At 66.8% G+C, this 24,983-nt stretch carries 22 protein-coding genes, 1 pseudogene and 1 riboswitch; of the genes and pseudogenes, 9 read left to right on the top strand and 14 right to left on the bottom strand.

The features are described from left to right. Positions 1–129: 129 nt before the first annotated feature. The 3 genes from VF194_RS07105 to VF194_RS07095 form a co-directional block, all read right to left on the bottom strand. Positions 130–705, bottom strand: coding sequence for a response regulator (locus VF194_RS07105; RefSeq protein ID WP_330889454.1), 576 nt, complete (start codon positions 703–705; stop codon positions 130–132). An 81-nt stretch (positions 706–786) separates the two neighbouring features. Further along, entirely contained in the window at positions 787–1,641 is an 855-nt protein-coding gene (dapD, locus tag VF194_RS07100) for a 2,3,4,5-tetrahydropyridine-2,6-dicarboxylate N-succinyltransferase (protein ID WP_330889452.1), read from the bottom strand. 72 nt (positions 1,642–1,713) lie between these two features. Further along, on the bottom strand, positions 1,714–2,445 hold the full coding sequence (locus tag VF194_RS07095) for a pyrimidine 5'-nucleotidase (protein WP_330889450.1): 732 nt from the start codon (positions 2,443–2,445) through the stop codon (positions 1,714–1,716). A gap of 62 nt (positions 2,446–2,507) precedes the next feature. Between VF194_RS07095 and VF194_RS07090 the strand changes: the two genes are divergently transcribed. Next, on the top strand, positions 2,508–3,800 hold the full coding sequence (locus VF194_RS07090) for a sensor domain-containing diguanylate cyclase (RefSeq protein ID WP_330889448.1): 1,293 nt from the start codon (positions 2,508–2,510) through the stop codon (positions 3,798–3,800). Then, a complete protein-coding gene (locus VF194_RS07085; RefSeq protein WP_330889446.1) occupies positions 3,797–5,041 on the top strand; it encodes a DUF2336 domain-containing protein in 1,245 nt (414 codons plus the stop codon). Before VF194_RS07090 ends, VF194_RS07085 begins: the two co-directional genes overlap by 4 nt. Here VF194_RS07085 and VF194_RS07080 read toward each other — a convergent pair whose 3' ends face one another. From VF194_RS07080 to VF194_RS19780, 3 genes and pseudogenes are all read right to left on the bottom strand, one after another. Continuing rightward, positions 5,042–6,262 carry an MFS transporter gene (locus tag VF194_RS07080; protein WP_330889444.1) on the bottom strand — a complete coding sequence of 407 codons (1,221 nt, stop codon included), beginning with the start codon at positions 6,260–6,262 and terminating at the stop codon, positions 5,042–5,044. Positions 6,263–6,318: 56 nt separating this feature from the next. Further along, on the bottom strand, positions 6,319–6,960 hold the full coding sequence (locus tag VF194_RS07075) for a LysR substrate-binding domain-containing protein (protein ID WP_330889442.1): 642 nt from the start codon (positions 6,958–6,960) through the stop codon (positions 6,319–6,321). A gap of 169 nt (positions 6,961–7,129) precedes the next feature. After that, positions 7,130–7,240: pseudogene (locus VF194_RS19780) on the bottom strand (helix-turn-helix domain-containing protein); the annotation flags it as partial. A gap of 130 nt (positions 7,241–7,370) precedes the next feature. On the opposite strand from VF194_RS19780, the gene VF194_RS07065 reads away from it, so the two are divergent. Next, positions 7,371–8,135 (top strand): haloacid dehalogenase type II, encoded by a 765-nt coding sequence (locus VF194_RS07065; protein WP_330889438.1) that lies wholly within the window; start codon positions 7,371–7,373, stop codon positions 8,133–8,135. 3 nt (positions 8,136–8,138) lie between these two features. On the opposite strand, the gene xdhC is transcribed toward VF194_RS07065, so the two are convergent. From xdhC to VF194_RS07040, 5 genes are read right to left on the bottom strand one after another with little or no spacing between them, the layout of a single operon-like run. Further along, positions 8,139–8,942, bottom strand: coding sequence for a xanthine dehydrogenase accessory protein XdhC (xdhC, locus tag VF194_RS07060; RefSeq protein ID WP_330889435.1), 804 nt, complete (start codon positions 8,940–8,942; stop codon positions 8,139–8,141). Continuing rightward, on the bottom strand, positions 8,939–11,260 hold the full coding sequence (gene xdhB / locus VF194_RS07055) for a xanthine dehydrogenase molybdopterin binding subunit (protein ID WP_330889433.1): 2,322 nt from the start codon (positions 11,258–11,260) through the stop codon (positions 8,939–8,941). Before xdhB ends, xdhC begins: the two co-directional genes overlap by 4 nt. After that, positions 11,257–12,714 carry a xanthine dehydrogenase small subunit gene (gene xdhA / locus VF194_RS07050; protein ID WP_330889431.1) on the bottom strand — a complete coding sequence of 486 codons (1,458 nt, stop codon included), beginning with the start codon at positions 12,712–12,714 and terminating at the stop codon, positions 11,257–11,259. The genes xdhB and xdhA overlap by 4 nt, the downstream gene beginning before the upstream one ends. Before the next feature lie 41 nt (positions 12,715–12,755). Beyond that, positions 12,756–13,529 (bottom strand): ABC transporter permease, encoded by a 774-nt coding sequence (locus VF194_RS07045; RefSeq protein ID WP_330889429.1) that lies wholly within the window; start codon positions 13,527–13,529, stop codon positions 12,756–12,758. Beyond that, positions 13,526–14,320 carry an ABC transporter ATP-binding protein gene (locus VF194_RS07040; RefSeq protein ID WP_330889427.1) on the bottom strand — a complete coding sequence of 265 codons (795 nt, stop codon included), beginning with the start codon at positions 14,318–14,320 and terminating at the stop codon, positions 13,526–13,528. The genes VF194_RS07045 and VF194_RS07040 overlap by 4 nt, the downstream gene beginning before the upstream one ends. A 230-nt stretch (positions 14,321–14,550) precedes the next feature. On the opposite strand from VF194_RS07040, the gene VF194_RS07035 reads away from it, so the two are divergent. Further along, entirely contained in the window at positions 14,551–15,714 is a 1,164-nt protein-coding gene (locus VF194_RS07035; protein ID WP_330889425.1) for an MFS transporter, read from the top strand. Positions 15,715–15,762: 48 nt separating this feature from the next. Here VF194_RS07035 and VF194_RS07030 read toward each other — a convergent pair whose 3' ends face one another. After that, on the bottom strand, positions 15,763–17,976 hold the full coding sequence (locus VF194_RS07030; RefSeq protein ID WP_330889423.1) for a xanthine dehydrogenase family protein molybdopterin-binding subunit: 2,214 nt from the start codon (positions 17,974–17,976) through the stop codon (positions 15,763–15,765). Between the two features lie 27 nt (positions 17,977–18,003). Continuing rightward, positions 18,004–18,465 carry a (2Fe-2S)-binding protein gene (locus VF194_RS07025; protein ID WP_330889421.1) on the bottom strand — a complete coding sequence of 154 codons (462 nt, stop codon included), beginning with the start codon at positions 18,463–18,465 and terminating at the stop codon, positions 18,004–18,006. 284 nt (positions 18,466–18,749) lie between these two features. Here VF194_RS07025 and VF194_RS07020 point away from each other — a divergent pair, with 284 nt between their 5' ends. Next, positions 18,750–19,244: a helix-turn-helix domain-containing protein gene (locus VF194_RS07020; RefSeq protein ID WP_330889419.1), complete on the top strand. Its 495-nt coding sequence runs from the start codon at positions 18,750–18,752 to the stop codon at positions 19,242–19,244. A 70-nt stretch (positions 19,245–19,314) separates the two neighbouring features. Here VF194_RS07020 and efp read toward each other — a convergent pair whose 3' ends face one another. After that, positions 19,315–19,887 carry an elongation factor P gene (efp, locus tag VF194_RS07015; protein ID WP_330889417.1) on the bottom strand — a complete coding sequence of 191 codons (573 nt, stop codon included), beginning with the start codon at positions 19,885–19,887 and terminating at the stop codon, positions 19,315–19,317. A 124-nt stretch (positions 19,888–20,011) separates the two neighbouring features. On the opposite strand from efp, the gene epmA reads away from it, so the two are divergent. The 4 genes from epmA (at position 20,012) to metZ (ending at position 24,850) form a co-directional block, all read left to right on the top strand. Further along, entirely contained in the window at positions 20,012–21,064 is a 1,053-nt protein-coding gene (gene epmA / locus VF194_RS07010) for an EF-P lysine aminoacylase EpmA (RefSeq protein WP_330889415.1), read from the top strand. A gap of 26 nt (positions 21,065–21,090) precedes the next feature. Beyond that, the gene (locus VF194_RS07005) at positions 21,091–21,792 is read left to right on the top strand and encodes an extensin family protein (RefSeq protein WP_330889413.1); all 702 of its coding nucleotides are present in this window, start codon (positions 21,091–21,093) and stop codon (positions 21,790–21,792) included. Positions 21,793–21,887: 95 nt separating this feature from the next. Further along, positions 21,888–23,264 carry a hypothetical protein gene (locus tag VF194_RS07000; protein ID WP_330889411.1) on the top strand — a complete coding sequence of 459 codons (1,377 nt, stop codon included), beginning with the start codon at positions 21,888–21,890 and terminating at the stop codon, positions 23,262–23,264. Positions 23,265–23,500: 236 nt separating this feature from the next. After that, positions 23,501–23,580: riboswitch (SAM riboswitch) on the top strand. A 67-nt stretch (positions 23,581–23,647) separates the two neighbouring features. After that, the gene (metZ, locus tag VF194_RS06995) at positions 23,648–24,850 is read left to right on the top strand and encodes an O-succinylhomoserine sulfhydrylase (RefSeq protein WP_330889409.1); all 1,203 of its coding nucleotides are present in this window, start codon (positions 23,648–23,650) and stop codon (positions 24,848–24,850) included. The last annotated feature ends 133 nt before the right edge of the window (positions 24,851–24,983 follow it).

The raw sequence follows: 24,983 nt of genomic DNA, 5'->3' as shown, positions 1-24,983 counted from the left end.
CGCAGGTCATGCACCTGGGGTCGGCATGGCGGAAGATTGTAGCGAGGTACAATTGTAATGCAAGTGTACAGATTTGTGTCGGCCGCGGCGGGCCAGGTCGGCCGCCTCGTCTAGCGGTGTTTTTGCGGGTCAGCTCGCCCGGCGGCGGTCCATGCCGGTGCGCCGGCCCGGATAATGCCGGCGGTCGCCGTCCAGCGTGCCGACGGGATGCACGCGCCGGTCAGGCCGGCGGCGGCGCTCGCCCAGACGGCGGCGGTCGGGCCCTATGAAGCCGGGGCCGGTTACGAAGGGGCGTGGCGTATGCAGCACATGCATCAGGCGCAGCACCAGCGCCTCGACCGAGATCGGCTTGACGACGATCTCGTGCACGCCGGCATCGCGCGCGGCCACGACCAGAGCCGCATCGGGTGCTTCCGCCATCAGGATGATCGGCAGCCGGTTGAGGTCTCCGCCGTCACGGCGCAGACGCCGGGTCATCGCCAGCCCGTCTGCGCCCGGCAGTTTGTGATCCAGCAGCAGGACGCTCGGCCGCTGCTCGACCATCCGGCGCATCGTCTCGGCCGCGGTGCCCGCCAGCACGATGGAGGGGAAGCCCATCCCAAGCAGCACGTCACGCAGCGCACGGCGCAGAGAGCGGTCGCCCTCGGCCACCAGGATGGTTGCCCGACGAAAGGTGCTGGGATCGATACGCTTTGCCTTGCTCATGGCGCCGACGGTTAGGGATGGATTCGATCTCCTAGTGTTACTCGTACTGGTTAAGGAAATCTTCCCGGCGGCGCCGCTTGCTCAGTCGCGCAGAAGGTCGTTGATGGAGGTCTTGGACCGGGTCTGCGCGTCGACGCGCTTGACGATCACGGCGCAGTACAGCGACGGGCCAGGCTGGCCGTTCGGCAGCGGCTTGCCCGGCATGCTGCCCGGCACCACGACCGAATAGGCCGGCACGCGGCCCTGGAAGACCTCGCCCGTGCTGCGGTCGATGATCTTGGTGGAAGCGCCGAGATAGACACCCATCGACAGCACGGCGCCTTCCTCGACGATCACACCCTCGGCCACTTCGGCGCGGGCACCGATGAAGCAGTTGTCCTCGATGATCACCGGATTGGCCTGCAGCGGCTCGAGCACGCCGCCGATGCCGGCGCCGCCGGACAGATGCACATTCTTGCCGATCTGCGCGCAGGAGCCGACGGTGGCCCAGGTATCGACCATGGTCCCGCTGTCGACATAGGCGCCAAGGTTGACGAAGCTGGGCATCAGCACCACGCCCGGCGCGATATAGGCGGCGCGGCGCACCACGGCGCCCGGCACGGCGCGGAAGCCGGCGCCGCGGAAGCGCTGCTCGCTCCAGCCGGCGAATTTGGACGGCACCTTGTCGAACCAATGCGCGCCGCCCGGAGCATCGCTGATCAGCATGTTGTCGGTGAGCCGGAAGCTCAGCAGCACCGCCTTCTTGGCCCATTGATGCACCGTCCACTGACCGGCGATCTTTTCGGCCACCCGCAGCTTGCCGTCGTCGAGCGCGTTCAACGCGGCCTCGACGGCATCGCGAATTTCGCCCTTGGTTTGGAAATTGACCTGGTCGCGCTTCTCCCAGGCCGCATCGATCACGGGCTGCAATTGCTGGCTGAGCGCGGCGTCGGTCATGGAGTCCTCGTCTGGCACGGTTTGGCGGAAAAGTTCAACGGAAAGCCGCGAGACAATAGCGGCCGGCCCCTTTTAGTCAACCGGCAAGGCCGCCAGGAAAGCCGCGAGATCCGGCGCCACATGGTGAATATGGCTGTCGTCGCCATCGTCGGGTTTCGACCAGGCGGCCGTCGTCGGCACCCAGATCGTAGTCAGCCCGAGCGCCGCTGCCGGTTTGAGATTGCGCGCCATGTCCTCGACCATGACCGCGCGCGCCGGCGCGATTCCGTGCCGCTCCAGCAGCTTGCGAAACGGCGCCTCCTCCGGCTTGGGCAGGAAATCCGAAGCGGCGATATCGAACACCGTCTCGAAATGCGCAGCAACCCCGAGCTTGTCCAGCACCCGGGTGGCATGGGCGACAGTGCCGTTGGTGTAGATGATCTTGCGGCCGGGCAGCCGCGTGAGCGCCGCATGCAGGGCGGGGCTCTCGCAGACGACGGTGAGATCGATGTCGTGGACGTAGTCGAGGAATTCCGCCGGATCGATGCCGTGCTCGACCATCAGGCCGCGCAACGTCGTGCCATGCGCGTGGAAAAACGCCTTCTGCCGCGATTTGGCCTCTTCCGGTGCAATATCGAACAGCCTGGCGATGAACTCGCCCATGCGCCGGTCGATTTGGGCGAACAGATTGCAGTCGGCCGGATAGAGCGTGTTGTCGAGATCGAACAGCCAGGTTTCGGCCCGGGCCAGGGCGGCGCCGGAAAGCGGCCGGGATCGGGCATTGGGCAGAGCTGCGGATAGCGGAATTTGCGCTGTCGAGATCACGGTTTCGCAGGATAGGGCCTTGCGGCTAAAATGGCGAGTGTCTGGTTGAGGAGGGCGTTGCAATGGACGCGGGAGTATCGGTTGAAGGCGAAGCCGGCGCTGCTGCGCTGGTCGCCTTGCTTCCCGCTTATCCGGGCCCGGCCATGCTGTTCGGCAACGGCGGGGCGGTGATAAAGGCCAATGCGGCCGCCGATCCGCTTGTCGCCGCTTTGGCGGCTGGCCAGCTGTCCGCCCTGGCCGCGGCTGTCGCCGCCTGCCTCGAGGATGGCAAAGCGCGTCAGGAGCATGTCGATCTGCCCGCCGCTGCCGGTCGTGCCGCCGCCAGCCTGCAAGTGACGTTGACACCATATCCGGCGGCCGGTAGCGGCCGCTGCCTCCTGCTGCTCGGCCGCGACGGAACGCTGGAGCGCAACCTGATCCAGGCGCTGATGCAGTCGCGTCAGCTCTTCAAGGATCTCGTTACCTGCTCGACCGATTTCGCCTGGGAGACCAAAGCGGATGGCAGCTTCGGCTTCGTTTCCCCGCGCGGTGCGCTGGGCTACAGCGCGCGCGAACTGGAAGGGCGAAGCGCCCGCATGCTGGCGGTGCCGGACGATCCGGAAACGCCGGCGCCGAGCGTCTGGCCCTTCGAGGCTCGCGCGCCGCTCGACGGCGCCGAGGTTTTCCTGCGGCGCAAGGACGGCACCATCGGCTGCTTCGAGGTCTCCTGCCTGCCGGTGCGCGACAGCAAGGGGGAGTGGCAGGGCGTGCGTGGGGTGGCGCGCGACGTCACCGAGGCGCGCGAGCGCGTCGATGCCCTGCGGCGCGCCCACAAGAAGCTGAACCGGCTGGCCAACACCGACGCTTTGACCGGGCTGCTGAACCGCCGCGCTTTCCTCGCCGAGGTGGAGAAACGCCTTGGGCGTCATCTGCACAACAGGCGGCGCGGTACGCTGATCTATTTCGACCTCGACAATTTCAAGAAGGTGAACGATCAGCGCGGCCATCAGGTCGGCGATGAGGTGCTGAAAGCGGTGGCGGAGATCATGCAGCGCAGCTTGCGCGGCGTCGATCTTGCCTCGCGCATCGGCGGCGACGAATTCCTGATCTGGCTGGAGGAGAGCGACCGCGCCGCCGCCGATTCGATCGCGCAGCGGCTGCATGAGGCGGCGCGGACGCTCGATGCGAGCTACGGCGTCGAAGGCTTTCCGTTCGGCTTCTCCATCGGCGCCGTCTTTTCCCGACTCGACCGGCTGGAGACGACGGAGGCGCTGATCAGCCGCGCCGACGAGGCGATGTATGCGGCCAAGAAGGGCGGCAAGGGGCGCAGCTTCATCGCAGCGCTTCCCGATGACGGCGGCGAGGCGGCGGCGTGAGCGACAAGTCCATCGATTACGATACGGCCAAGGCGCTGGCGGCGTCGCCCGATCCCGCCGTGCGGCTCAAGCTGGCCCGGCGCGCGGACATCCAGCCGGAAATCCTCTACTACCTTGCCGTCGATCAGGCCGAGGAAGTGCGCCGCGCCATCGCTGAAAACGAGGCGACGCCGGCACAGGCGCATATCCTGCTCGCCAACGACGCATCCGAGGAAGTACGGCACCGGCTGGCCGAAAAAGTGGCGCGGTTGCTGCCGGACCTGCCCGACGACGAGGCCGGCAAGGCGCGCGAATACGCAATCCAGACGCTGGAGCTGCTCGCCCGCGACGAGCTGACCCGCATCCGCGCCGCGCTGTCGGAAGCGCTGAAGGCCGCCGACAACGTGCCGCATCACATCGTCAAGCAGCTTGCGAAGGATGTCGAACTGATCGTCTCGACCCCGGTGCTGCAATTCTCGCCGTTGTTGACCGACGACGATCTGCGCGAGATCGTCGCCGGCGCCGCCCAGTCCGGCGCTCTGGCGGCCATCGCCCGCCGCGTCGGCCTGTCCGCCAGCGTATCGGACGCCATCGCCACCACCCGCGACGTCTCCGCCGTGGCGGCCCTGCTGGCCAATGGCTCGGCGCAGATCCGCGAGGAGACGCTCGATCTCATCCTGGATGCCGCGCCCAGCGTCGAGCCCTGGCACGAGCCGCTGGTGCAGCGGCCCAATCTGCCGGGCGGAGCGGCGAAGCGGATCGCCGGCTTCGTCGCCGCTTCGCTGCTGAAAAGGCTCGCCGCCCGCACCGATCTGACATTGGATACCCTGGCGGAAGTCCGCCATGTGATGGAAGAGCGCCTCGATGTGAAGCTGGATGGCGAGAAGGATGCCGAGCGCGGCGCGATCATGCCGATGGACGAAGCCCAGGCCAAGGTCAAAGCGCTGATCAAGGCCGGCAAGCTCGACAACGATGCCGTGCAGGAGGCGATCGAACGCAACGACCGCAATTTCGTGCTGCAATGCCTGATGCAGAACGGCCGTATCCCGCTGTCGGTGATCCAGAAGACTTTCGAGGCGCGCAACGGCCGCCTGATCACGGCTCTGGTCTGGCGCGCCAAGTTCAGCATGCGCACTGCCGTGATGATCCAGCGCGATATGGCCCGGGTGCCGCCGCGCATGATGCTGAACGCCCGCAACGGCACCGATTATCCGCTCAGCCGGTCCGAACTGGAAGACCAGCTCAGGATTCTCGGCCTGTGATCATTCGGCCGGTTGAAGCTCGGGCGGCAGCGCCAGGCGCGTCGCCGGCGAGGCCAGGATGAGCAGCATCTGGGCCAGGAAGCCGATCGCCGTCGCGATCAGGCAGGCTTCGGCGCCGAAAGCGCCGCCGACCAGGGTGCCGATGGCGGCGCCGACCGGGCGCGCGCCATAGGCCAGCGAATTGATGGCCGAGACGCGGCCGAGCATGGCCGGGGGCGTAACGCTTTGCCGCAGGGTGGTCGTGCTGATCACCCACAGGATCGGGCCGGCGCCCATGAGGAAGAAGCTGGTACAGGCCAGCTGGAAGCCCGGCAGCCAGAGCGTCGCCAGCATGACGCCCGCGGCGACAAAGCCGGAAACCGGTCCGATGCCGATGACGGCGCCGAAGCTGAGCCGTTCCATGATCCGCGGCGCCAGCAGCGCGCCCGTCACCATGCCGAAGCCGTAGCAGGCCAGCGTCAGCCCGACCTGCGAAGCGGACAATCCGAGATGGCCGAGCGCATAGGGCGCATAGGCGGCCTGCAGGATGAAGAAGGCGATGTTGAAGATGACCTGGGTGAGCAGGATGGGCATCAGCAGGGGGTGATGCAGCACGAAGCCGGCCCCTTCGGCGAGGTCCTTCATGATGGCGCGGCTGGCCTTGGCGTTGCGGGGCGGCTCGCGCAGGCCCGCGAGCAGCAGCACGGCGGCGAGGGAGAGGGCCGCGGCGATCCCGAAGGCCGGGCCACCGCCGATCCAGCCGACCAGCAGGCCGCCCAGGCTCGGTCCGGCGGTGAAGGCGACGGTGCGGGCCAGTTCGATCCAGCGGTTGGCCAGCGCCAGGCTGCCGCGCGCAACCAATGCCGGAACCAGCGCCGGCGCGGCGATGCCGTACGCGACCGTGCCGGCGGCGCCGACGAAGCCGAGCAGCGCCAGCGCCGGCAGGCTGAGCCGGCCGGTCATGGCGAGGATGACGATGGCAAGGAAGGCCGCGACCCGCAAAGCCTCGGCCCCGGCCATCAGGCGCGGCCGCGAGACGCGGTCGGCCAAAATGCCGGCCGGGATCGAAAGCAGCAGGAAAGGAAGCGTCTGCGCCGTCTGCAGGATGCCGGTCTCGCCGGCATCGGCGCCGAGCGCCAGCACGGCCAGGATTGGCGCGCTGGCAAGGCCGATCTGCTCGGCCGATTGCGCGGCCAGGTTGGACCAGGCGAGGCGGCGGAAGGCGGAAGGAAGCGTAGCCATGAAGCAGGAGCCCGTTGTTGTCAGGCTCCTGATATCGGCTGCAACACCGTCGACCGCTATCCGCTTCTTGCGATGCGATGGGCGGCATCGGGCAACGGGGCAAGGACCGGCAAGGCGGCCAGCCGCGGGGCGGCGAAATCGAGAAAGGCCCGCAGGCTGCCGGTCATCGCCAGCGCACTGGGAAAGACGAGCTGCACGGGAATCGGCGCCGGCTCGAGTTCCGGCAGCAGCCGCTGCAGGCGGCCGGCCTCGATATCCGGGACGACCTGATAGGACAGGACCCGAAGAATGCCGCGCCCGTCCAGCGCCGCGTCGATTGCGGCCTCGGCCTTGTTGACGCGGAACCGGCCGCGCAGCGGAATCGCCGCCCGTCCGCTTGCCGGCCCGGCGATGTTGCGGTCGGAGCGGTTGGCGTCATTGGTGAACAGGATCGCCTGATGCGCCATCAAATCCCTTGCGCAGGCGGGAATGCCGTGCCGGGCGAGATAGGCCGGACTTGCCACCATGATCTTCCGCACCTCGCCGATCCTGCGGCCGATCAGGCTGACGCTGCCCGGATTGCCGATGCGTAGGGCTATGTCGGTCCTGCCATCCTGCAGGTCGGCGACGCGGTCCTCCAGCATCAGCGCGGCGGAAACATCCGGATAGCTCGAGAAATTCCGCCAGCGCCGGCGCGAGATAGCGCCGGCCGAAGACATTCGGGGCGGAAATCCGCAGATGGCCGCGCGGGCTTGCGCGGTCGTCGCGGATGTCGCGCATGGCGAACTCGAAATCGGCGGTCAGCCGGCGCGCATGTTCGACGAAGCGGCGGCCCCGTTCCGTCATCGCCAGCCGTCGCGTGCTGCGCTCGACCAGGCGAACGCCGAGCCGGTGTTCCAGATCGTCGAGAATGCGGCTGACGCTGGATGGAGCGCGGCCCGTAAGGCGTCCCGCCGCCGCCAGACTGCCGGTTTCGGCGATGGCCAGAAGCAGGGTCATTTCGTCCAGACGGTCCATGGAATCTTCCGAGCTGCCGAATTCTGAATTGCGAATGGGGCGAATGTCGCCAAGCCTCGCGCTCGCTTAGCCTGTTGCGAGGTCGCCAAGCTACCGTTTGAAGAGGATCCCCATGTCATCAAATCGCCGTGAATTCCTGCAATCCGCGTCGGCCGTGCTGGCAACGGCCGCCCTTGCCGGAACGGCGCCGCGCACGGCCCGCGCGGCGACGAAGATCAAGGCCATCGCTTTCGACGGATTCCCCATTTTCGATCCGCGCCCGGTTTTCGCCCGGGCGGAGACGGTGTTTCCCGGACACGGCAACGAACTGGCCAATCTGTGGCGGACCAAGATATTCGAGTACACCTGGCTGCGTACCGCCGCCGAGCAGTATCGCGATTTCCTCGGCGTGATCGAGGAAGCGCTCGTCTTTGCCGCGAAATCCCTGCACTTGGACCTGACGGCGGACAAGCGCGCCGCCCTGGTCAACGGCTTCCTGCAATTGCAGGCCTGGCCCGACGTCAAACCGGCGCTGATGCGCCTGAAGGCGGCCGGCATCCGGCTGGCCTACTTGAACAACTTCACGCCGGCCATGCTGGAAACCAACACCCGCAATGCCGGGCTGGAGGGATTTTTCGAACATAGCCTCAGCGTCGATGCCGTTCGGCTCTACAAGCCGCATCCGCGGACCTATCAGATGGGCATCGACGCCCTCGGCCTGAAGCGCGAGGAAATCCTCTTCGCCGCCTTCGCCGGCTGGGATGTCGCCGGGGCCAAGCTGTTCGGCTATCCGACCTTCTGGTTAAATCGCGCCAAGCAGCCGGTCGAGGAGCTGGGAGTGGAGCCGGATGGCGTCGGTCCCGGCATGGATGATCTGGTGCGCTTCGCGCTCGGCTGAGGCTCAGGCCGCGCTTTCGTCCACCACGCGCAAGGCCTGCCGCTGCGCTTCGCGCAGGCGCAGGAGCTGCGCCGCGGTCGCGATGGCGATGTCGCCCGGGTGCTTGCCCGAGATGCCGTCGATGCCGATCGGGCAGGTCAGCCTGGCGATCTGCGCCTCGCTCAGGCCCAGTTCGCGGAAACGCTTCTCGAACCGCGCGCGCTTGGTCGCCGAGCCGATCAGGCCGACATAGGCAAAGCGGTCTTCCTGCAGCGCCTTGGCGGCGATGCCGAGATCGAGCGCATGGCTATGCGTCATGATCAGCAGCCAGGCACCATCGGGCAGGCCGGCGATCTCGCGTTCCGGCGCATTGGTTACCTCGACCTCGACACCGGGCGGGACATGATCGGGGAAGGCATCCGGCCGGGGGTCGAACCAGCGCACGCGGCAGGGCAGGATCGAGAGCGCCTGCACCAGGGCCTTGCCGACATGGCCGGCGCCGAACAGCGCCACGGTGAAGAGATCCTGCCGCTGCGGTTCGAACAGCAATGTGACATGGCCGCCGCAGCACTGGCCCAAGGCCGGCCCGAGCGGGAATTTGCGCAGGCTCGGTCCCTGTTTGCCGGCCAGCATGTAGCGGGCGATCTCGATGGCGCGGAATTCCAGCTCGCCGCCGCCAATCGTGCCGGTGAAGCCGTCGGCGGTCACCACCATCTTGGTGCCGGCCTCGCGCGGCGCCGAGCCGTCCACGGCGGCCACGGTGACGAGCACGGCGGCCTCTCCGGCGCGCTCGCATTCGGCCAGGGCATTCAGCCAGTTCGCGCTCATTTCGCCGCCACCGCGTTGGCCGGCCTCGCCGCCTGCCGTTTCGCCGCCTCGATGGCCAGCAGCACGCGCTCCGGCGTCGCTGGTGCATCGAGGCGAACCCTGCGCCCGCCGGCGGCTGCGCAGGCGGCATCCTTCAGGGCCAGCCAGCCGGAGATCGCCAGCATCAAGGGCGGCTCGCCGACCGCCTTGGAGCGGTAGACGGTATTGGCCGGGTTGGGATGGCCGGCCAGCATCTGCACGCGGAAATCCGCCGGCAGGTCGCGCGCGGTCGGAATCTTGTAGGTGCTGGGGGCATGGGTGCGCAGGCGGCCTTTGTCGTCCCACCACAATTCCTCCATGGTGAGCCAGCCCAGGCCCTGCAGGTAGCCGCCCTCGATCTGGCCGAGATCGATCGCCGGATTGAGCGACTGGCCGCAATCATGCAGCAGATCCGCGCGCGTAAAGCGGTATTCGCCGGTGAAGCAGTCGAGCAGCGCTTCCGTGGCTGCCACGCCATAGGCGAAGTAGTAGAAAGGCTCGCCCCGGCCGTTGGCGCGATCGAAATGGATATCCGGCGTGGCATAGAAGCCGTTGGCCGAGAGCGGCACGCGGGCGAGATAGGCCTGATGCACGACCTCGGCGAAGGGCAGCGCCCTGCCGCCGCCGCGCACCTCGCCATCGGCGAAAACCACCTGATCGGCCGAGGTATCGAGCAGCGGCGCCGCGATGTCGGCCAGCCTCCGGCGCAGGATCAGCGCCGCCTCTTCCGCCGCCTTGCCGTTCAGATCGGCGCCGGAGGAGGCGGCGGTCGCCGACGTGTTCGGCACCTTGTCGGTGCGGGTCGCGGTGATCCGGATGCGCTCCAGTCCGATGCCGAACACTTCGGCGACCACCTGCGCCACTTTGATGTAGACGCCCTGGCCCATCTCGGTGCCGCCGTGATTGAGCTGCACCGAGCCGTCCTCGTAGATCAGCACCAGCGCGCCAGCCTGGTTGAGAAAACTCGTCGTGAAGGAGATGCCGAACTTCACCGGCGTCAGCGCCAGCCCCTTCTTCAGATGCCGGCTTTGGGCATTGAAGGCGGCAATCTCGTTTCGCCGCTGCCGATAGTCGCTACTGGCGAGCAATTGCTCGAACAGTTCCGGCAGGATGTTGTCCTTGATCGGCTGATGGTAAGGCGTGATGTTGCGTTCGGTCTTGCCGTACAGGTTGATCAGGCGGATGTCGAGCGGATCGCGGCCGAGATAGCGCGCGATCTCGTCGATGACATATTCCGTCGCCGCCATGCCCTGCGGCCCGCCGAAGCCGCGGAAGGCCGTGTTCGATACCGTGTTGGTCTTGCAGCTCAGGCCGGTGATCGAGACAGCAGGGAAGTAATAGCTGGAATCGGCGTGGAAGGCGGCGCGGTCGACCACGGCGCCGGTCAGGTCGGCCGCCCAGCCGCCGCGGCCGGCGAGCAGAAGGTCGTTGCCCAGAATGCGGCCGTCATCGTCGAAGCCGACATTGTAGCGCGCGAGGAAATCATGGCGCTTGCCGGTGGCGATCATGTCCTCGTCGCGGTCGAGCCGCAGCTTGACCGGACGCCGGGTGCGCTGCGCCAGCACGGCGGCAATGCAGGCGAATTGCGCCGCCTGCGTCTCCTTGCCGCCGAATCCGCCGCCCATGCGCCGGCACTCGACGGTGACGCTATGCTGCGGCTTGCCCAGCACGCGGGCCACCAGCTTCTGTACCTCGGTCGGATGCTGGGTCGAGCAGCGCAGCATCATGTCGCCGTCTTCGCGCGGCTCGGCAAGGCTGACCTGGCCTTCGAGATAGAAATGATCCTGGCCGCCGAGGCGCAACTCGCCGCTCAGCTTGTGCGGCGCCCGGGCAATCGCCGCCCCGGCATCGCCGCGCTGCAGCTTGATCGGCGGCAGCAGCAGTATGTCCTTCTCGACCGCCTCGGCGATATCGAGCACGGCCGGCAGGTCCTCATATTCGACCTCGACCAGCCTGGCGGCGCGCCGGGCGGTGGCAAGATCGTCGGCCGCAATCGCCGCCACCGGCTGGCCGTGGAATTCGACGACGTCTTTCGCCAGCACCGGCTCCGGCCGCACCACCGGCGCGATGTCGGGATCGCCCGGCACATCGGCAACCGTGATGGCCGCGCGCACGCCGGGCAGGCAGAGGGCTTTCGACAAGTCGATCTTCCTGATCCTCGCATGGGTGCGCTCGCTCAGATGCAGCGCGGCATGCAAAAGGCCTTCCGGCTCCGGCAGGTCGTCGATATAGCGCGCCGCGCCGGCGACATGCTTCGGCGCGCTGTCATGTTTGATCGGCCTGCTGGCGAAGGAGGTCATTGCGCAGCCTCCACGCCGATCCGGCGGCCCTCATTCACCTCCGCGCAGAATTTGCGCAGCAGGTTCTGCGCCGCCAGCAGGCGATACGTACTGGACGCCCGCATGTCGCTGAGCGGCTGGAAATCCTCGGCCAGCGCCGCCACTGCCGGCGCGATCTCGGCCTCGGCAAGGCGCCTGCCCAACAGCGCCGCTTCGGTCTTGCGCGCTCGCGCCGGCACGGCGGCCATGCCGCCGAAGCCGATGCGCGCGCCGGCGACCTGCCCGCCATCGAGAATGACGTGGAAGGCGCCGAGCACGGCGGAAATGTCCTGATCGAAACGCTTGGACAGCTTGTAAACCGCGAAGCGGCTGTCCGTCTTCGGCTTCATCACGGTGACGCTTTCGACGAATTCGCCCGCCTGTAGGGCCGTCTTGCGATAGCCGAGATAGAAATCCTCCAGCGCCAGGCTGCGGCTGCCGGACCTGCTGCGCAACTGCACCGTGGCGCCGAGAGCGATCATCGCCGGCATGCTGTCGCCGATCGGCGAGCCATTGGCGACATTGCCGCCCAGCGTGCCGGAATTGCGGATCTGCTCGGAGCCGAGCCGGCGCAGCATGCGGGCGAATTCGGGATGCAATGCCTGGATGGCGGCGAAGGCATCCTTGTAGGTGACGCCGGCGCCGATCTCGATCCGATCGCCGTGATCCGCGATGCGTTGCAATTCGGCGACGCGGCCGAGATACACGATGCTGCGCGGGCTGCGCCGCTGCTTGGTCACCCACAACCCGACATCGGTTCCGCCGGCGAGAATCCAGGTCTCGCCCTGCGGCCGGCCCGCCAGCACCTCGGCCAGTTCCGCGATGCTGCCCGGCGCGATGAATTCGCCGGCCGCGGTCGAGTGGCGCAGCATGCGGCTGCGCTTGAGACCTGCCAGTTGCGCCGCTAGTGCCGCTTCTGCGCGGCTGAAGCGGTCGTCCTGCGCCAGCTCGAACATGCGGCGGCCGGCTTCCAGGATCGGTCGGTAGCCGGTGCAGCGGCAGAGGTTGCCGGCCAGGGCGTCCTTGAGGCTGTCATCGTCCGGCGCCGCATGCTGATGGAAATAGGCGAACAGCGACATGACGAAGCCCGGCGTGCAGAAGCCGCATTGCGAGCCATGGGCATCGACCATGGCCTGCTGCACCGGATGCAGCTTCTCTCCCTCGGCGAGATCCTCGACGGTGAACAGCGCCTTGCCGTCAAGCTGGTGTACGAACAGGATGCAGGCATTCACCGCGCGATAGCGCAGGCCGCCGCCGTCGGAGAGTTCGCCGATCACCACCGTGCAGGCGCCGCAATCGCCCTCGGCGCAGCCTTCCTTGGTGCCGGTGCGGCGCAGTTGACGGCGCAGATAGTCCAGCACCGTCATGGTGTGGGGCACATCGCGCCCGACCGTCACCACCTGTCCGCTGCATACAAACCGTACCGGTTCGGACATGGCAAACTCCGGTTTCCGCCGCCCGGCCTTGCCGGGACAGATCAGGTCATCAAATCGCTGCCGCGGAAGGCCCAGCCGGTCATGCGGCGCTCGAACCAGACCGCCACCGCGTACATCAGCACGCCCATCACCGCCACCACGATCAGGCCGGCGAAGACGAGCGGCACATTATAGCTCGAAGAGGCCGACAGCATCAGGTAGCCGATGCCCTCGTTGGAGGCGACCGTCTCGGCGATCACCGAGCCGACGAAAGCCAGCGTGATCGCGATCTTCAGCGAGGCGAAAAGATAGGGCATCGCCCGCGGAAGTCCAATTTTGGTCAGTATTTCAAGCTTTGTTGCCCCCAGCGAGCGCAGCACGTCGCGCAATTCCGGCTCGATGGTGGCAAGGCCGGTGGCGACGTTGACGACGATCGGGAAGAAGGAGATGACGAAAGCCGTCACGATCGCCGGCACGGTGCCGATGCCGAACCAGATCACCAGCACCGGCACCACGGCGACCTTCGGGATCGAGTTGAAGCCGATCAGCACGGGATACAGCCCGTTATAGACCAGCCGCGACGCCCCGATGGCGACCCCGAGCAGCGCGCCGCCCACCACGCCCACCACGAAGCCGACCGTGGTGGTGAACAGCGTCTGCAGGGAATGATGCATGATCTGCGGCGCGAATTTCACCAGCGTCACGAAGACCACGCTCGGCCGCGGCAGGATGACCTGATCGATGCCGGTTACGATGCAGAACAATTCCCAGAAGGCGAACAGGGCGACCGTGACCAGCCAGGGCATGGCCCGCTGCAGGGCCTTATCGCGGTTCACGACGACCTCACGTCATGGATATGATCGCGCAGTTCATGCACGATGGCGCCGAAATGCGGCTCGAAGGTGGTGTCCAGCGTCCGCGGGCGCGGGATGTCGACATGGCGGCTGAGGATCACCTTGCCGGGCCGCTTGCTCATCACGAAGACCTTGTCGGCCAGATAGACGGCTTCGCGCAGGTCATGGGTGATCAGGATCGCCGTGAAGCGCTTTTTCATCCACAGCGCCTGCATCACGCCCCATAATTCCTCGCGGGTGAAGGCATCCAGGGCGCCGAAAGGCTCGTCCAGCATCAGCAGCCGTGGCTCATGGATGATGGCGCGGCAGAGATTGGCGCGCTGCTGCATGCCGCCCGAGAGCTGCCAGGGGAACTTATCCGCGAACTCGCTGAGCCCGACCGTTTCCAGCAGCGCCATGGCGCGGTCGATATAGGCCTTCTTCTCCCGCCGCAGCCGCCGCTTGTGCGGCTCGACGATCTCCAGCGGCAGCATCACGTTCTCGAGCGTGCTGCGCCAGGGCAGCAGGGTCGAGTTCTGGAAGGCCATGCCGACGCCCTGCACCGGGCCCTGCACCGGCCTGCCGCCGATGGTGATCATGCCGGCCGTGGTATCGAGCAGGCCGGTGACCAGCTTCATCAAGGTCGATTTTCCGCAACCCGACGGCCCGACCACGGCGACGAATTCGCCTTCCTCGATATCGAGCGAAAGGTCCTGGACGGCAAGCGTCTCTTCCTTGGCCATCTGATAGACCAGGCTGACGCCGTCGATTTTTACGAAAGCCGGACCCTGCATTACAAAATTCCGATCATCAAGGGTGCTGAAACCTGCCGATGACCGCGCGGCACTCTCTGGCGGCCTGGCCTTGTCGTGACGCCCATGATCCGGCTTGCCCCCCTGATCCTGAACCCTGGTCCTGGAATCGCGCGTTGCCCTGTCTGCGCGATCAGGAACTGTAAACACTGTTGTCCTAACATTGTAAACAGTTTTGGCTGCCCGATTCTTGGGCATTGAGGAGCGTTCGGATGACGAGTGCGAATGGCGGCTTGGCCTGGCGCATCAGCCTGCAATATGCCGCGCTGTTCGTGGTGCCTGGCATCTATCTGCCGTTCTTCTCGGTCTGGCTGCGCTCGCGCGGGCTGACGCCGACGGAAATCTCGATCATGCTCTCCGTCGGCATCCTGGTGCGCCTGATCGCCGGGCCGCTGGCGGCGCATGCCGTCGACCGCTCGGGCCGCCGCAAGGCCGCCATCGTCACGCTCGCCTGGGCCAGCGCGGCGACGCTGACTTTATTCGGCTGGGTCGAGGGTTTCGCGGCCATGCTGATCGTCTGGGTGCTGCATACGATCACCTGGGCGCCGATCACGCCCTTCACCGACAATATCGCCCTGCTGGCGACGGCGCGGCACCAGTTGAATTACGGTCGCATGCGGCTGTGGGGCAGTCTCAGCTTCCTGGCGGCGGCCTATCTCGCCGGCCTGTGGCTCGAAGGCCGCCCGGAATCGTGGATCTACATCTTGTTGGTCGGCGGCATTCTGCTGCTGGCCGCCTGCAGCCACCTGCTGCCGGATATCCGCCTGCCGCTGGACAAGCCGCGCGCCGGCCTGCCGCTGTTGCGCCTGTTGCGTCGCCCGGCCTTCCTGCTGTTCATGCTGACCACCGCCTGCCTGCAGGCGAGCCATGCGGCGTTTTACACCTTCGGCACGCTGCATTGGCGCAGCCTCGGCCATAGCGATGCGGCGATCGGCTGGCTCTGGGCGGAAGGCGTCATCGCCGAGGTCGTGCTGTTCGCCTTCGCCCAGCGCATCCCGGTGCGCTTCGGCGGCGCCGGCCTGCTCGTCATCGCTGCCCTGGGCGGGCTGGTGCGCTGGAGTACGACCGTCTTCGCCGAGGATTACCTGCTGCTCACGCTGCTGCAGCTGCTGCATGCGGCGACTTTCGGCGCCGCGCATCTCGGCGCCATGCGGCTGCTGTCGGAGGGCTGCGCGCCGAACGAGTCCGCCACGGCGCAGACGCTTTACGTCGCCGGCAACAGCGCCATGCTGGCCCTGGCGACGCTCGCGGTCGGTCCGCTTTTCGCCGCGCATGGCGGCGGCATGTACTGGCTGATGAGCCTGCTGTCGTGCTGCGGCGGCGGACTGGCCATGCTGCTGTGGCGTCGGCGGGCACTGCTGAATTTCAGCGCATAAAAACCGGCGGCATCGCTGCCGCCGGTTCGGTGCCGCGAGGGGCGAGTGCTATGCCGAGGTGATCTTGGCCGGCAGCGGCAGCGCCCGGAAGCGCTGCTTGGTGGCGGCCATCAGCGCGTTGGCCACGGCCGGCGCGATCGGCGGCACGCCCGGCTCGCCGACGCCGGTCGGCTTCTCGGTCGAGGGCACGATATGCACCTCCACCTGCGGCATCTGATCGATGCGCAGCACTTCGTAATCGTCGAAGTTGGACTGCTCGACCACGCCGTCCTTGAGCGAGATGCCGTTGAACAGCACCGGCGACAGGCCATAACCGATGCCGCCCTCGATCTGCGCCGCGATGATGTTGGGATTGACCGCGACGCCGCAATCGACCGCCGCCGTCACCTTCTCGATGCGCCAGCTTCCGTCCGGCTTGATCGAGACTTCCGCCACCTCGGCCACGTAGGAGTGGAAGGATTCATGCACCGCGATGCCGCGCATGCGCCCGGCCGGCAAGGCGCTGCTCCAGTTGGCCTTCTCGGCGGCGAGATTGAGCGCTCCCAGGTGGCGCGGATGCCCGCTCAGCAGCTTCTGGCGCAGCTTTAGCGGATCCTGGTTGGTCGCCAGCGCGATCTCGTCGAGGAAGACTTCGGTGGCGAAGGCCGTATGCGTGCTGCCGACCGAGCGCCACCACAGAACCGGCACGCCGGCCTGCGTGGTATGCAATTCGACGCTCAGGTTCGGGATCGCGTAGGGCAGGGTGGCGGCGCCCTCTACCGAGGTGCCGTCGACGCCGTTCTTCACCATCACCGGTTCGAAGGGCGTGCCGGCCATGATCGACTGGCCGACGATGCGGTGGCGCCAGCCGATGATCTCGCCCTTGTCGTCCAGTGCCGCCGCCATGGCATGATGGTACATCGGGCGGTAGCGGCCGCCCTGGATGTCGTTCTCGCGCGTCCAGATCAGCTTGACCGGCGCCTTGCCCTGGATCGCCTTGGCGATCTCGGCGCCTTCGACCACGTAGTCGGACACGGCATTGGCGCGCCGGCCGAAGCTGCCGCCGGCGAACAGCGTGTTGATCTTGACCTGCTCCGGCTTCAGCCCCAGCACGCGGGCGGCATTGGCCTGGTCGATGGTCTGGAACTGATCGCCGGCCCAGATCTCGGCGCCGTCGGCATCGAGCTTGACCACGCAGTCCAGCGGCTCCATCGGCGCATGCGCCAGATACGGGAAGTCGTAGGTCGCCTCGATCACCTTGGCGGCCTTGGCGAAGGCCGCATCGACATCGCCGTCGCGGCGCGCCGGCAGGCCGGGCCGTTTCGCCAGTTCGCGATACTCGGCCATGATCTGATCCGAGCTGCGCTTCTCGGCCTGGCTGTCGTCCCATTCGATGCTGAGCGCCTCGCGGCCCTTGGTGGCGGCCCAGAAATTCCTGGCGACCACCGCGACGCCGCTCGAAATCTGCACGACATCGACCACGCCGGGCACCTTTTTGGCCTTGCTGGCATCGACGCCTTTCACCTTGCCGCCGAAGCGCGGCGGATGCTGCACCTGGGCGATCAGCATGCCGGGCAGTTTCACGTCCAGCGCATATTGCGCCTTGCCGGTGCTCTTCGCCGGGGCGTCGATGCGGGCCACCGCCTTGCCGATATACTGGAACTGCGCCGGATCCTTCAGCTTCACCTCGGTCGGCGGCATCTGCCGGGCGGCATCCTGCGCCAGTTCGCCGAAGCTGGCCGCCTTGCCGGATTTGGCATGGCTGACCACGCCCTTCTGCACCGTGATCTCGCCGGCCGGCACGCTCCATTTTTCGGCGGCGGCGGCGATCAGCATGGCGCGCGCCATGGCGCCGGCCTTGCGCAGTTGATCGTAGGAATTGGCGATCGCCGTGCTGCCGCCGGTCCCCTGGACGGTGCCGAAGGCGAGATTGTTGTACAGCTTGGCGTTCGCCGGCGCGCCCTCGGTGCGGATCTGGCTCCAGTCGGCGTCCAGTTCCTCGGCGACGATGGTGGCAAGGCCGGTATAGGTGCCTTGGCCCATTTCCAGATGTTTCGACAACACGGTGACGGTGTTGTCCGGCGAGATGCGGATGAAGGCATTCATCGTCTCGCCCAGCGGATTGAGTCTGCCATCCGTCGTCGCGCCGGCGGCGGTGGCGGCGATGGCATTGCGCGGCATCCAGTGGAAGCCGATGACGAGGCCGGCGGCGATGGCGGCGCTGCCCTGCAGGAAGCGGCGGCGGCTGGTCTCGGGCATGGTGATCGGGCTCTGCTCGGTCATGGTGGTCAGGCCTTTCTGCAAAAGGAATCAGGCGCGCAGCGTCTTGGCGGCGTCGTGGATCGCGCTGCGGATGCGCACATAGGTGGCGCAGCGGCAGATATTGCCCTGCATCGCCGCGTCGATGTCGTCGTCGGTCGGCTTGTTGTTGTCGGCCAGCAGCGCCACCGCCGACATGATCTGGCCGGACTGGCAATAGCCGCATTGCGCGACCTCATGCTTGATCCAGGCGGCCTGCACCGCCTCGGCCACCTTGCCGTTCAGGCCCTCGATCGTGGTGACGTTGCTGCCGGCGACGGCGCTCAGGGGCGTCGAGCAGGAGCGCACCGGGCTGCCGTCGACATGCATGGTGCAGGCGCCGCATTGCGCCTTGCCGCAGCCGAATTTCGAGCCGGTCAGCCCGATCTCGTCGCGCACCGCCCAGAGCAGCGGCATGTCCGGATCGGCATCCAGGGTGACGGGATTGCCGTTGAGAGTGAATTGTACAGCCATGGAATCCTCCACTGGGGCGATGTGGAAAGAGAAAAGGACAATGCCGGCCAACGGGAGAGGCCGCGATGCGAGCGTTGTGTGCTATGATTGCGGGGCGAATATCGTCCCCTGTTTATGCGAGCAAGTATACCCGATCGGAGCGAAGGCAAGACCGCGTAAATCGCCGCTCTTTGTGACGGCAGACAAACAATCGCCGGTCGCATGAACGCTCATCGATGCATATCCTGTCCGCATCGGCGAAATCTTACAGAGCCCCGCATGCGATCAGCAATAAGGCACTTTCAATGACCGCTAGCCACCTGCCAGTAACCAATGCCATTCCCGTTGCGGCCACCGAAGCCGTCACCGAACCGGGCGCCTATGCCGGCTGCGCGGTCAGCAAGGAGACCGAGGAGCTGGTCCGCGAACTGATGGTGCGATTCGGCGACAAATGGAGCCTGCGCGTCATGGACGAGCTGTACGAGCGCGGCGCCATGCGTTTTTCCCGGCTGCGCGCGCAACTGGAAGGTGTCAGCCAGAAGATGCTGACCCAGACCCTGCGCCAGCTCGAGCGCGACGGCGTCATCGTGCGGCAGGTCTATGCCGAAGTGCCGCCGCGCGTCGATTACGCGCTGACCAAGGCCGGCATGGAACTGACCGAGGCGCTGTGCGGCGTCTGGGAATGGGCGATGCAATATGGCGAAACGGTCGCCGCCGCCCGCGCCGCCTTCGATGCGCAGCAACCCCGGAAATCGGATCCCGGCTCTCGCGCCATGCACAATGGCGCTCGCCCGGGATGACAGAAAAGGTGCAAGAAAAAACCCGCCGGTCGCCCGGCGGGTTTTTGATCGGAACGGCTGACGGGCCGCGTCAGTCCTTGGCGCGCTCGATATACGTGCCGCCTTCCTGGATATTGATGACGATGCGCACGCCGGCAGAGATATGCGGCGGCACCATGACGCGCTGGCCGTTCGAGACGATCGCCGGCTTGTAGGACGAGGAAGCCGTCTGGCCTTTCACGGTCGGCTCGGTCTCGGTGATCTCCAGCGTCACCGTCTGCGGCAGTTCGACCGAGACCGGGCGGCCTTCATAGAGGCTGATCTCGACATGCATGCCGTCCTGCAGCCAGACGGCCTGGTCGCCGACCACGTCGAGCGGCACCTGGATCTGCTCGTAATTCTCGATGTCCATGAAGGTGGCGTGCTCGCCCTCGGTGAACAGGTACTGGAACTCGCGGGTGTCGATGAAGACGCGCTCGACCGCCTCGGTGGTGCGGTAGCGTTCGGTGGTCTTCAGGCCGGTGGCGAGGTCGCGCAGGTCGAGCTGGGTGACCGGCGTGCCCTTGCCAGGCTGGATATTCTGCGCCGTGATCACGGCGTAGAGTTTGTTGTTGATCTCGACCACGTTGCCCTTGCGCAACTGGTTGGCATTGACCTTGGCCATGGAACATCTCTCCGGAAACGGCGAGCGGGCCCGCCCTATGGCAAAGGTAGGACCCGCTTGCGAAAAAGGCGGGCGGAAACTATCAGGTCGCATAATGCTTCTCAACCCGGGGTCTGAGCCAAATATGCAGCCGCGAAACACCCCCTGGTGGCGTCCCGACCTCTATGCCCGGCGACGGCCCAACCTTCTGGTCCGCCAGACCGTCCTGCAGGCGATTCGCAGCCATTTCTGCGGCCTCGGCTTCGTCGAGGTGGAAACGCCGGCGCTGCAGGTTTCGCCCGGCCTGGAGCCGCATCTGAAGGCCTTCGCCACTCTGCTGGAGCGGCCGGACGGCTCGACGCGGCCGCTTTATCTGCATACCTCGCCCGAATTCGCCATGAAGAAGCTGCTGGCGGCGGGGGAGGAGCGGCTGTTCCAGCTCGCCCCGGTCTTCCGCAACGGCGAGCGCGCGGCCCTGCATTATCCGGCCTTTCTGATGCTGGAATGGTACCGCGCCGGCGCCGATTACCGCGTGCTGATGCAGGATTGCGAAAAGCTGCTGCGCGCCATCGCGGCGGCGAGCGGGCAGACGCAATTGCGCTGGCAGGGCCAGGCCGCCGACATCGCCGGGCCGTGGCAATATCTCACCGTGCATGAGGCCTTCGCCCGGTTTGCACGGCTCGATCTGGCGGCCTGCATCGGGCCCGATCCGCACCGGCCCGACCTGCCCGCCATGCAGGCGGCCTGCCGCGGCATCGGCATCCGCGTCGATGCCGGCGATTCCTGGGACGATCTGTATTTCCGCGTCGCCCTGGAGAAGGTCGAGCCCAATCTGGGCCGCGATGCGCCCTGCATCCTGCACGACTATCCGATCCACATGGCGGCGCTGAGCCGGCCCAAAGCCGGCGCGCCGCATCTGGCCGAGCGCTTCGAGCTTTATGCCTGCGGCGTCGAGCTTGCCAACGCCTTTTCCGAACTGACCGACGCCGCCGAACAGCGCCGCCGTTTCGAGGCCGATATGGCGCTGAAGAAACAGCTCTACGGCTACGACTATCCCATTGACGAAGAATTCATATCTGCCCTGCACCATGGTCTGCCGGACTGCGCCGGCATCGCCCTGGGCGTCGACCGTCTGGTGATGCTGCTGACCGGCGCCAGCCGGATCGAGGAGGTGCTGTGGCTGCCCGTCGCCGATTGACCAGGCGTCGATTAACCGGCCAGGGAGTGATTGGCCAGGGAGTGACCGGCCAGGGCGCGACCGGCCGCCGTTTGGCCGCGCTCGTCGCGCTGCTGCTGGCCTTCGCCGCCTGCGCCCCGCGTCCGGCGCCGCGGCCGGCCGTCGTTCCGGTGCCGCAGCCCTATCCGGGCATGAAGCTGTGGCCCAACCGCGATCCGATCCAGTCCGCCTGCCTCAACGATCTGGCCGCCACCGGCGCGCAATTCGCGCTGATCGCCCAGGCCGAACCGGGCAAGGGCGGCTGCACGCTGCAGAACGGGGTGAAGCTGACCCGCACCCATGTGGCGCTCAGCCGCCCGGTCGAGCTGAGCTGCCCGATGGCGCTGCGGCTGCTGCAGTTCGAGGGCGGCGTCCTGCTGCCCGAGGCGCGGCGGGTCTTCGGCCAGGACATCGCCCAGCTCAATCATGCCGGCGGTTTCACCTGCCGGCGCATGGTCGGCGGCGGCGGCCGGCTGAGCGAACATGCCCAGGGCCGCGCCATCGACGTCTGGGGCTTCACGCTCGCGGACGGCACCCGCGTCTCGGTGAAGGAGCAGTTCCGCAGCAGTAGCCCGGAAGGCCAGTATCTGCGCGGGGTCAGCAAGCAGGCCTGCCGCTTTTTCTCGGTGGCGCTCAGCCCCAATGCCAATGCCGACCACAGGGACCATCTCCACTGGGATATCGGCCCCTGGAAGCTCTGCGGGGGATAGCGGCCCAGCTCGCCCTGCCGGGCAAGTTTTATTAATGTTCTTATTCGTTGATTTTTTGTTCGCACGATCTAGACTCATGGCCAGAGGACTCGGCCATGCATATCGATCTCGCCACCCCCGCCGCCCGCAACCCCGCCGCCCACGCCGCTGCCCATGACAGGGCAGGCTGGGAGGCCTCGCCGCTCGGCTGGCTCTATCTCGATCTGAACAGCTATTTCGCCAGCGTCGAGCAGCAGCTCCAGCCGCGCCTGCGCGGCCGGCCGGTCGCGGTCGTGCCGGTGATGACCGACACGACCTGTGCCATCGCCGCCTCCTACGAGGCCAAGGCCTTCGGCATCAAGACCGGCACGCCGATCTGGGAGGCCAAGCAGAAATGCCCCGGTATTCTACTGGTGCCGGCGCGCCATGACATCTATGTCGAATTCCATCACAGGATCCTGGACGAGGTCGATCGCCATATCCCGGTCGAGAAGGTCTGGTCGATCGACGAGATGGCCTGCCGCCTGATGGGGCCGCAGCGGCTCGAGGCCGAGGCGGTCGCGCTGGCGCGGCGCATCAAGCGGGGGCTGGCGGAGAATCTCGGCGAATACATCCGCTGCTCGATCGGCATCGCGCCGAACGCCTATCTCGCCAAGGTCGCCAGCGACATGCAGAAGCCGGACGGCCTTGTCGTCCTCAGGCCCGAGGAGCTGCAGGACAGGCTGTTCCGATTGCACTTGCGCGATCTGCCCGGCATCGGCGCCAATATGGAACGGCGCCTCAATCAGGCCGGCATCGCCAGCGTCGAGGCCTTGTGGCATCTGCCGGCGCATGAGGCGCGGCGCATCTGGGGCGGCGTCGGCGGCGAGGATTTCCTCGCGCGCCTGCATGGCAGGCAGTTGCAGGATGTCGCGCAGGGCCGTCACAGCATCAGCCACAGCCATGTGCTGCCGCCGGACTTGCGCAGCTTCGCGTCCGCCGAACTCGTCGTGCGGCGGCTCGCGGCCAAGGCCGGCAGCCGCGTGCGCCGGCTCGGCTATTTCGCGCGGCAGCTCGATGTCAGCGTGCGCTTCGAGGATGGCGGCCGCCATTCTCAAAACGCACGCTGGGCCGACAGTTTCCGCCTGACCGAGACGCAGGACAATTTCGTCATCCTCGACGCGGTCGGCCGGCTCTGGCGCCGGCTGCGGCAGCAGGAGGATACGCAGCGTCGGCTCAAGAAGGTGGGGATCGCGCTGCACGATCTGGCGCCGGCGAACGAAACGACGCTGGATCTGTTCGGCGGCGGCTCGGGCTTCGAGCGCGATGTCGCCGCCGCCGAGACGCGCGCTAGGCTGTCTGCCGTGCTCGACGGGCTGAACCGGAAATTCGGCCGCGATGCCGTTGCGCTCGGCCAGTTGCCGGAGCAGCGCCCCGGGCAGCTGGAAGGCGGCTTCATGGGTGCCAAGATCGCCTTCAACCGCATCCCCGAACGCGCCGAGTTCAAGGAATAGCGGCGATACCACGCGCGGAGGGGATGGCGGGAAGAAGCGGCGGAAAGTCAAAGGCTTGCCACGGAAGTCGATCCCTTGGGCCAGGCGCGGGTGGGATTTAACTGCGATTGGCATCCAAGGGGGCCGGATTGGCTCCAATCGGCTCCCGGATGACGCCGAATCGGCTGCAATCGGCCGCCGACGGGGCCGGATCGGCGCCGAATCGGTCTTGACGTGGCGGCGGCCGCGCCGTATGACCCTCGCGTCGTGGTGATTTGGGCCGACCGGCTTGCGGACCACGTAAAACAAACCGCTAAAAGGTCGGGTGGATTGAAACCCCGGCCCTGCGGCGCGGGGTTTTTCGTTTGTTGCCCCGTTCCGCCGGCCGGCGAGAGGACGAGACGATGAGCAACAAGGCGAAGACAGATCCGCGCCGCTGGCGCCCGGCCACCCAGCTCGTGCGCGGCGGCACGCTGCGCAGCCAGTTCGGCGAAACCTCGGAAGCGATCTTCATGAATTCGGGTTTCTGCTACGACAGCGCGGAAGCCGCCGAGGCGCGTTTCAAGAACGAGATCCCGGGCTTCGTCTACAGCCGGTACGAAAATCCCACCGTGCAGGTCTTCGAGGACCGCATGGCGCTGCTCGAAGGCGCCGAAGCGGCGCGCGCCACGGCCAGCGGCATGGCGGCGATCAACGCCGCGCTGACCTGCCAGCTCCGGGCCGGCGATGAAGTCGTCTCTTCGCGCGCGGTGTTCGGCTCGATTGCCTATATCGTCAACGACCTGCTGCCGCGCTTCGGGGTCAAGAGCACCATGGTCGACGGCACCGACCTGGCGCAGTGGGAAGCGGCGGTCACGCCGCGCACCAAGCTGGTCTTCTTCGAGACGCCGGCCAATCCGACGCTCGAACTGATCGACATCGCCGCCGTGGCCGAGATTGCGCACAAGCATGGCGCGCGCGTGGTGATCGACAATGTCTTCGCCACGCCGATGCTGCAAAAGCCGCTGCAGCTCGGCGCCGACATCGTCGTCTATTCGGCGACCAAGCATATCGACGGGCAGGGCCGCTGCCTCGGCGGCGTCGTGCTCGGCCCGAAAAGCTTCATTGCCGACGAGCTGGGGCCGTATCTGCGCCATACCGGCCCGTCGATCAGCCCGTTCAATGCCTGGGTGCTGCTCAAGGGCCTGGAGACGCTGGAACTGCGCGTCGCGCGCCATGTCGAGAATGCGGCCAAGGTCGCCGATGCCCTGGCGGCGCATAAAAACGTAGGCAGGGTGCTCTATCCCGGCCGCAGCGACCATCCGCAGCATGCTCTGGCCAGGCGCCAGATGGCCGGCGGCGGCAACATGATCGCCTTCAGCCCCAAGGGCGGCAAGGCGGGCGCCTTCCGCTTCCTCAACGCGCTGACACTGATCGATATTTCCAACAATCTGGGCGATGCCAAGAGCCTGATCACCCATCCGGCGACGACCACGCACCAGAGGTTGAGTGCCGAGGAGCGCAGCCGGCTGGGCATCGGCGACGACCTGCTGCGGCTCTCGGTCGGCCTGGAAGATCCCGCCGATCTGATCGCCGATCTCACCCAGGCCCTTGAAAAAGCAGGCTGATATCTGTTGCCGGAATGCCACAGTGCGGCTTTTTTGCAGTAAGCCGGGCAGAAGTGTTTCCTGGTGCGGACCGGCCGCTGCTATATTGCCCCGGGGTTGAGGTGCAAAGTGGCCGCATTCGCGGCGTGCTGAA

The sequence above is a fragment of the Ferrovibrio sp. genome, from assembly GCF_036381655.1.
GTDB lineage: Bacteria > Pseudomonadota > Alphaproteobacteria > Ferrovibrionales > Ferrovibrionaceae > Ferrovibrio.
Note: the sequence above shows the minus strand (reverse complement) of the source record. Positions and strands in the feature narration are given on the sequence as shown.

What these genes read in the sequence shown, in the direction of transcription:
- VF194_RS07105 (WP_330889454.1), bottom strand. Translation starts at nt 705, where the DNA reads ATGAGCAAGGCAAAGCGTATCGATCCCAGCACCTTTCGTCGGGCAACC.
- dapD (WP_330889452.1), bottom strand. Translation starts at nt 1,641, where the DNA reads ATGACCGACGCCGCGCTCAGCCAGCAATTGCAGCCCGTGATCGATGCG.
- VF194_RS07090 (WP_330889448.1), top strand. Translation starts at nt 2,508, where the DNA reads ATGGACGCGGGAGTATCGGTTGAAGGCGAAGCCGGCGCTGCTGCGCTG.
- VF194_RS07080 (WP_330889444.1), bottom strand. Translation starts at nt 6,262, where the DNA reads ATGGCTACGCTTCCTTCCGCCTTCCGCCGCCTCGCCTGGTCCAACCTG.
- VF194_RS07075 (WP_330889442.1), bottom strand. Translation starts at nt 6,960, where the DNA reads ATGTCTTCGGCCGGCGCTATCTCGCGCCGGCGCTGGCGGAATTTCTCG.
- VF194_RS07065 (WP_330889438.1), top strand. Translation starts at nt 7,371, where the DNA reads ATGTCATCAAATCGCCGTGAATTCCTGCAATCCGCGTCGGCCGTGCTG.
- xdhC (WP_330889435.1), bottom strand. Translation starts at nt 8,942, where the DNA reads ATGAGCGCGAACTGGCTGAATGCCCTGGCCGAATGCGAGCGCGCCGGA.
- xdhB (WP_330889433.1), bottom strand. Translation starts at nt 11,260, where the DNA reads ATGACCTCCTTCGCCAGCAGGCCGATCAAACATGACAGCGCGCCGAAG.
- xdhA (WP_330889431.1), bottom strand. Translation starts at nt 12,714, where the DNA reads ATGTCCGAACCGGTACGGTTTGTATGCAGCGGACAGGTGGTGACGGTC.
- VF194_RS07040 (WP_330889427.1), bottom strand. Translation starts at nt 14,320, where the DNA reads ATGCAGGGTCCGGCTTTCGTAAAAATCGACGGCGTCAGCCTGGTCTAT.
- VF194_RS07035 (WP_330889425.1), top strand. Translation starts at nt 14,551, where the DNA reads ATGACGAGTGCGAATGGCGGCTTGGCCTGGCGCATCAGCCTGCAATAT.
- VF194_RS07030 (WP_330889423.1), bottom strand. Translation starts at nt 17,976, where the DNA reads ATGACCGAGCAGAGCCCGATCACCATGCCCGAGACCAGCCGCCGCCGC.
- VF194_RS07025 (WP_330889421.1), bottom strand. Translation starts at nt 18,465, where the DNA reads ATGGCTGTACAATTCACTCTCAACGGCAATCCCGTCACCCTGGATGCC.
- VF194_RS07020 (WP_330889419.1), top strand. Translation starts at nt 18,750, where the DNA reads ATGACCGCTAGCCACCTGCCAGTAACCAATGCCATTCCCGTTGCGGCC.
- efp (WP_330889417.1), bottom strand. Translation starts at nt 19,887, where the DNA reads ATGGCCAAGGTCAATGCCAACCAGTTGCGCAAGGGCAACGTGGTCGAG.
- epmA (WP_330889415.1), top strand. Translation starts at nt 20,012, where the DNA reads ATGCAGCCGCGAAACACCCCCTGGTGGCGTCCCGACCTCTATGCCCGG.
- VF194_RS07000 (WP_330889411.1), top strand. Translation starts at nt 21,888, where the DNA reads ATGCATATCGATCTCGCCACCCCCGCCGCCCGCAACCCCGCCGCCCAC.
- metZ (WP_330889409.1), top strand. Translation starts at nt 23,648, where the DNA reads ATGAGCAACAAGGCGAAGACAGATCCGCGCCGCTGGCGCCCGGCCACC.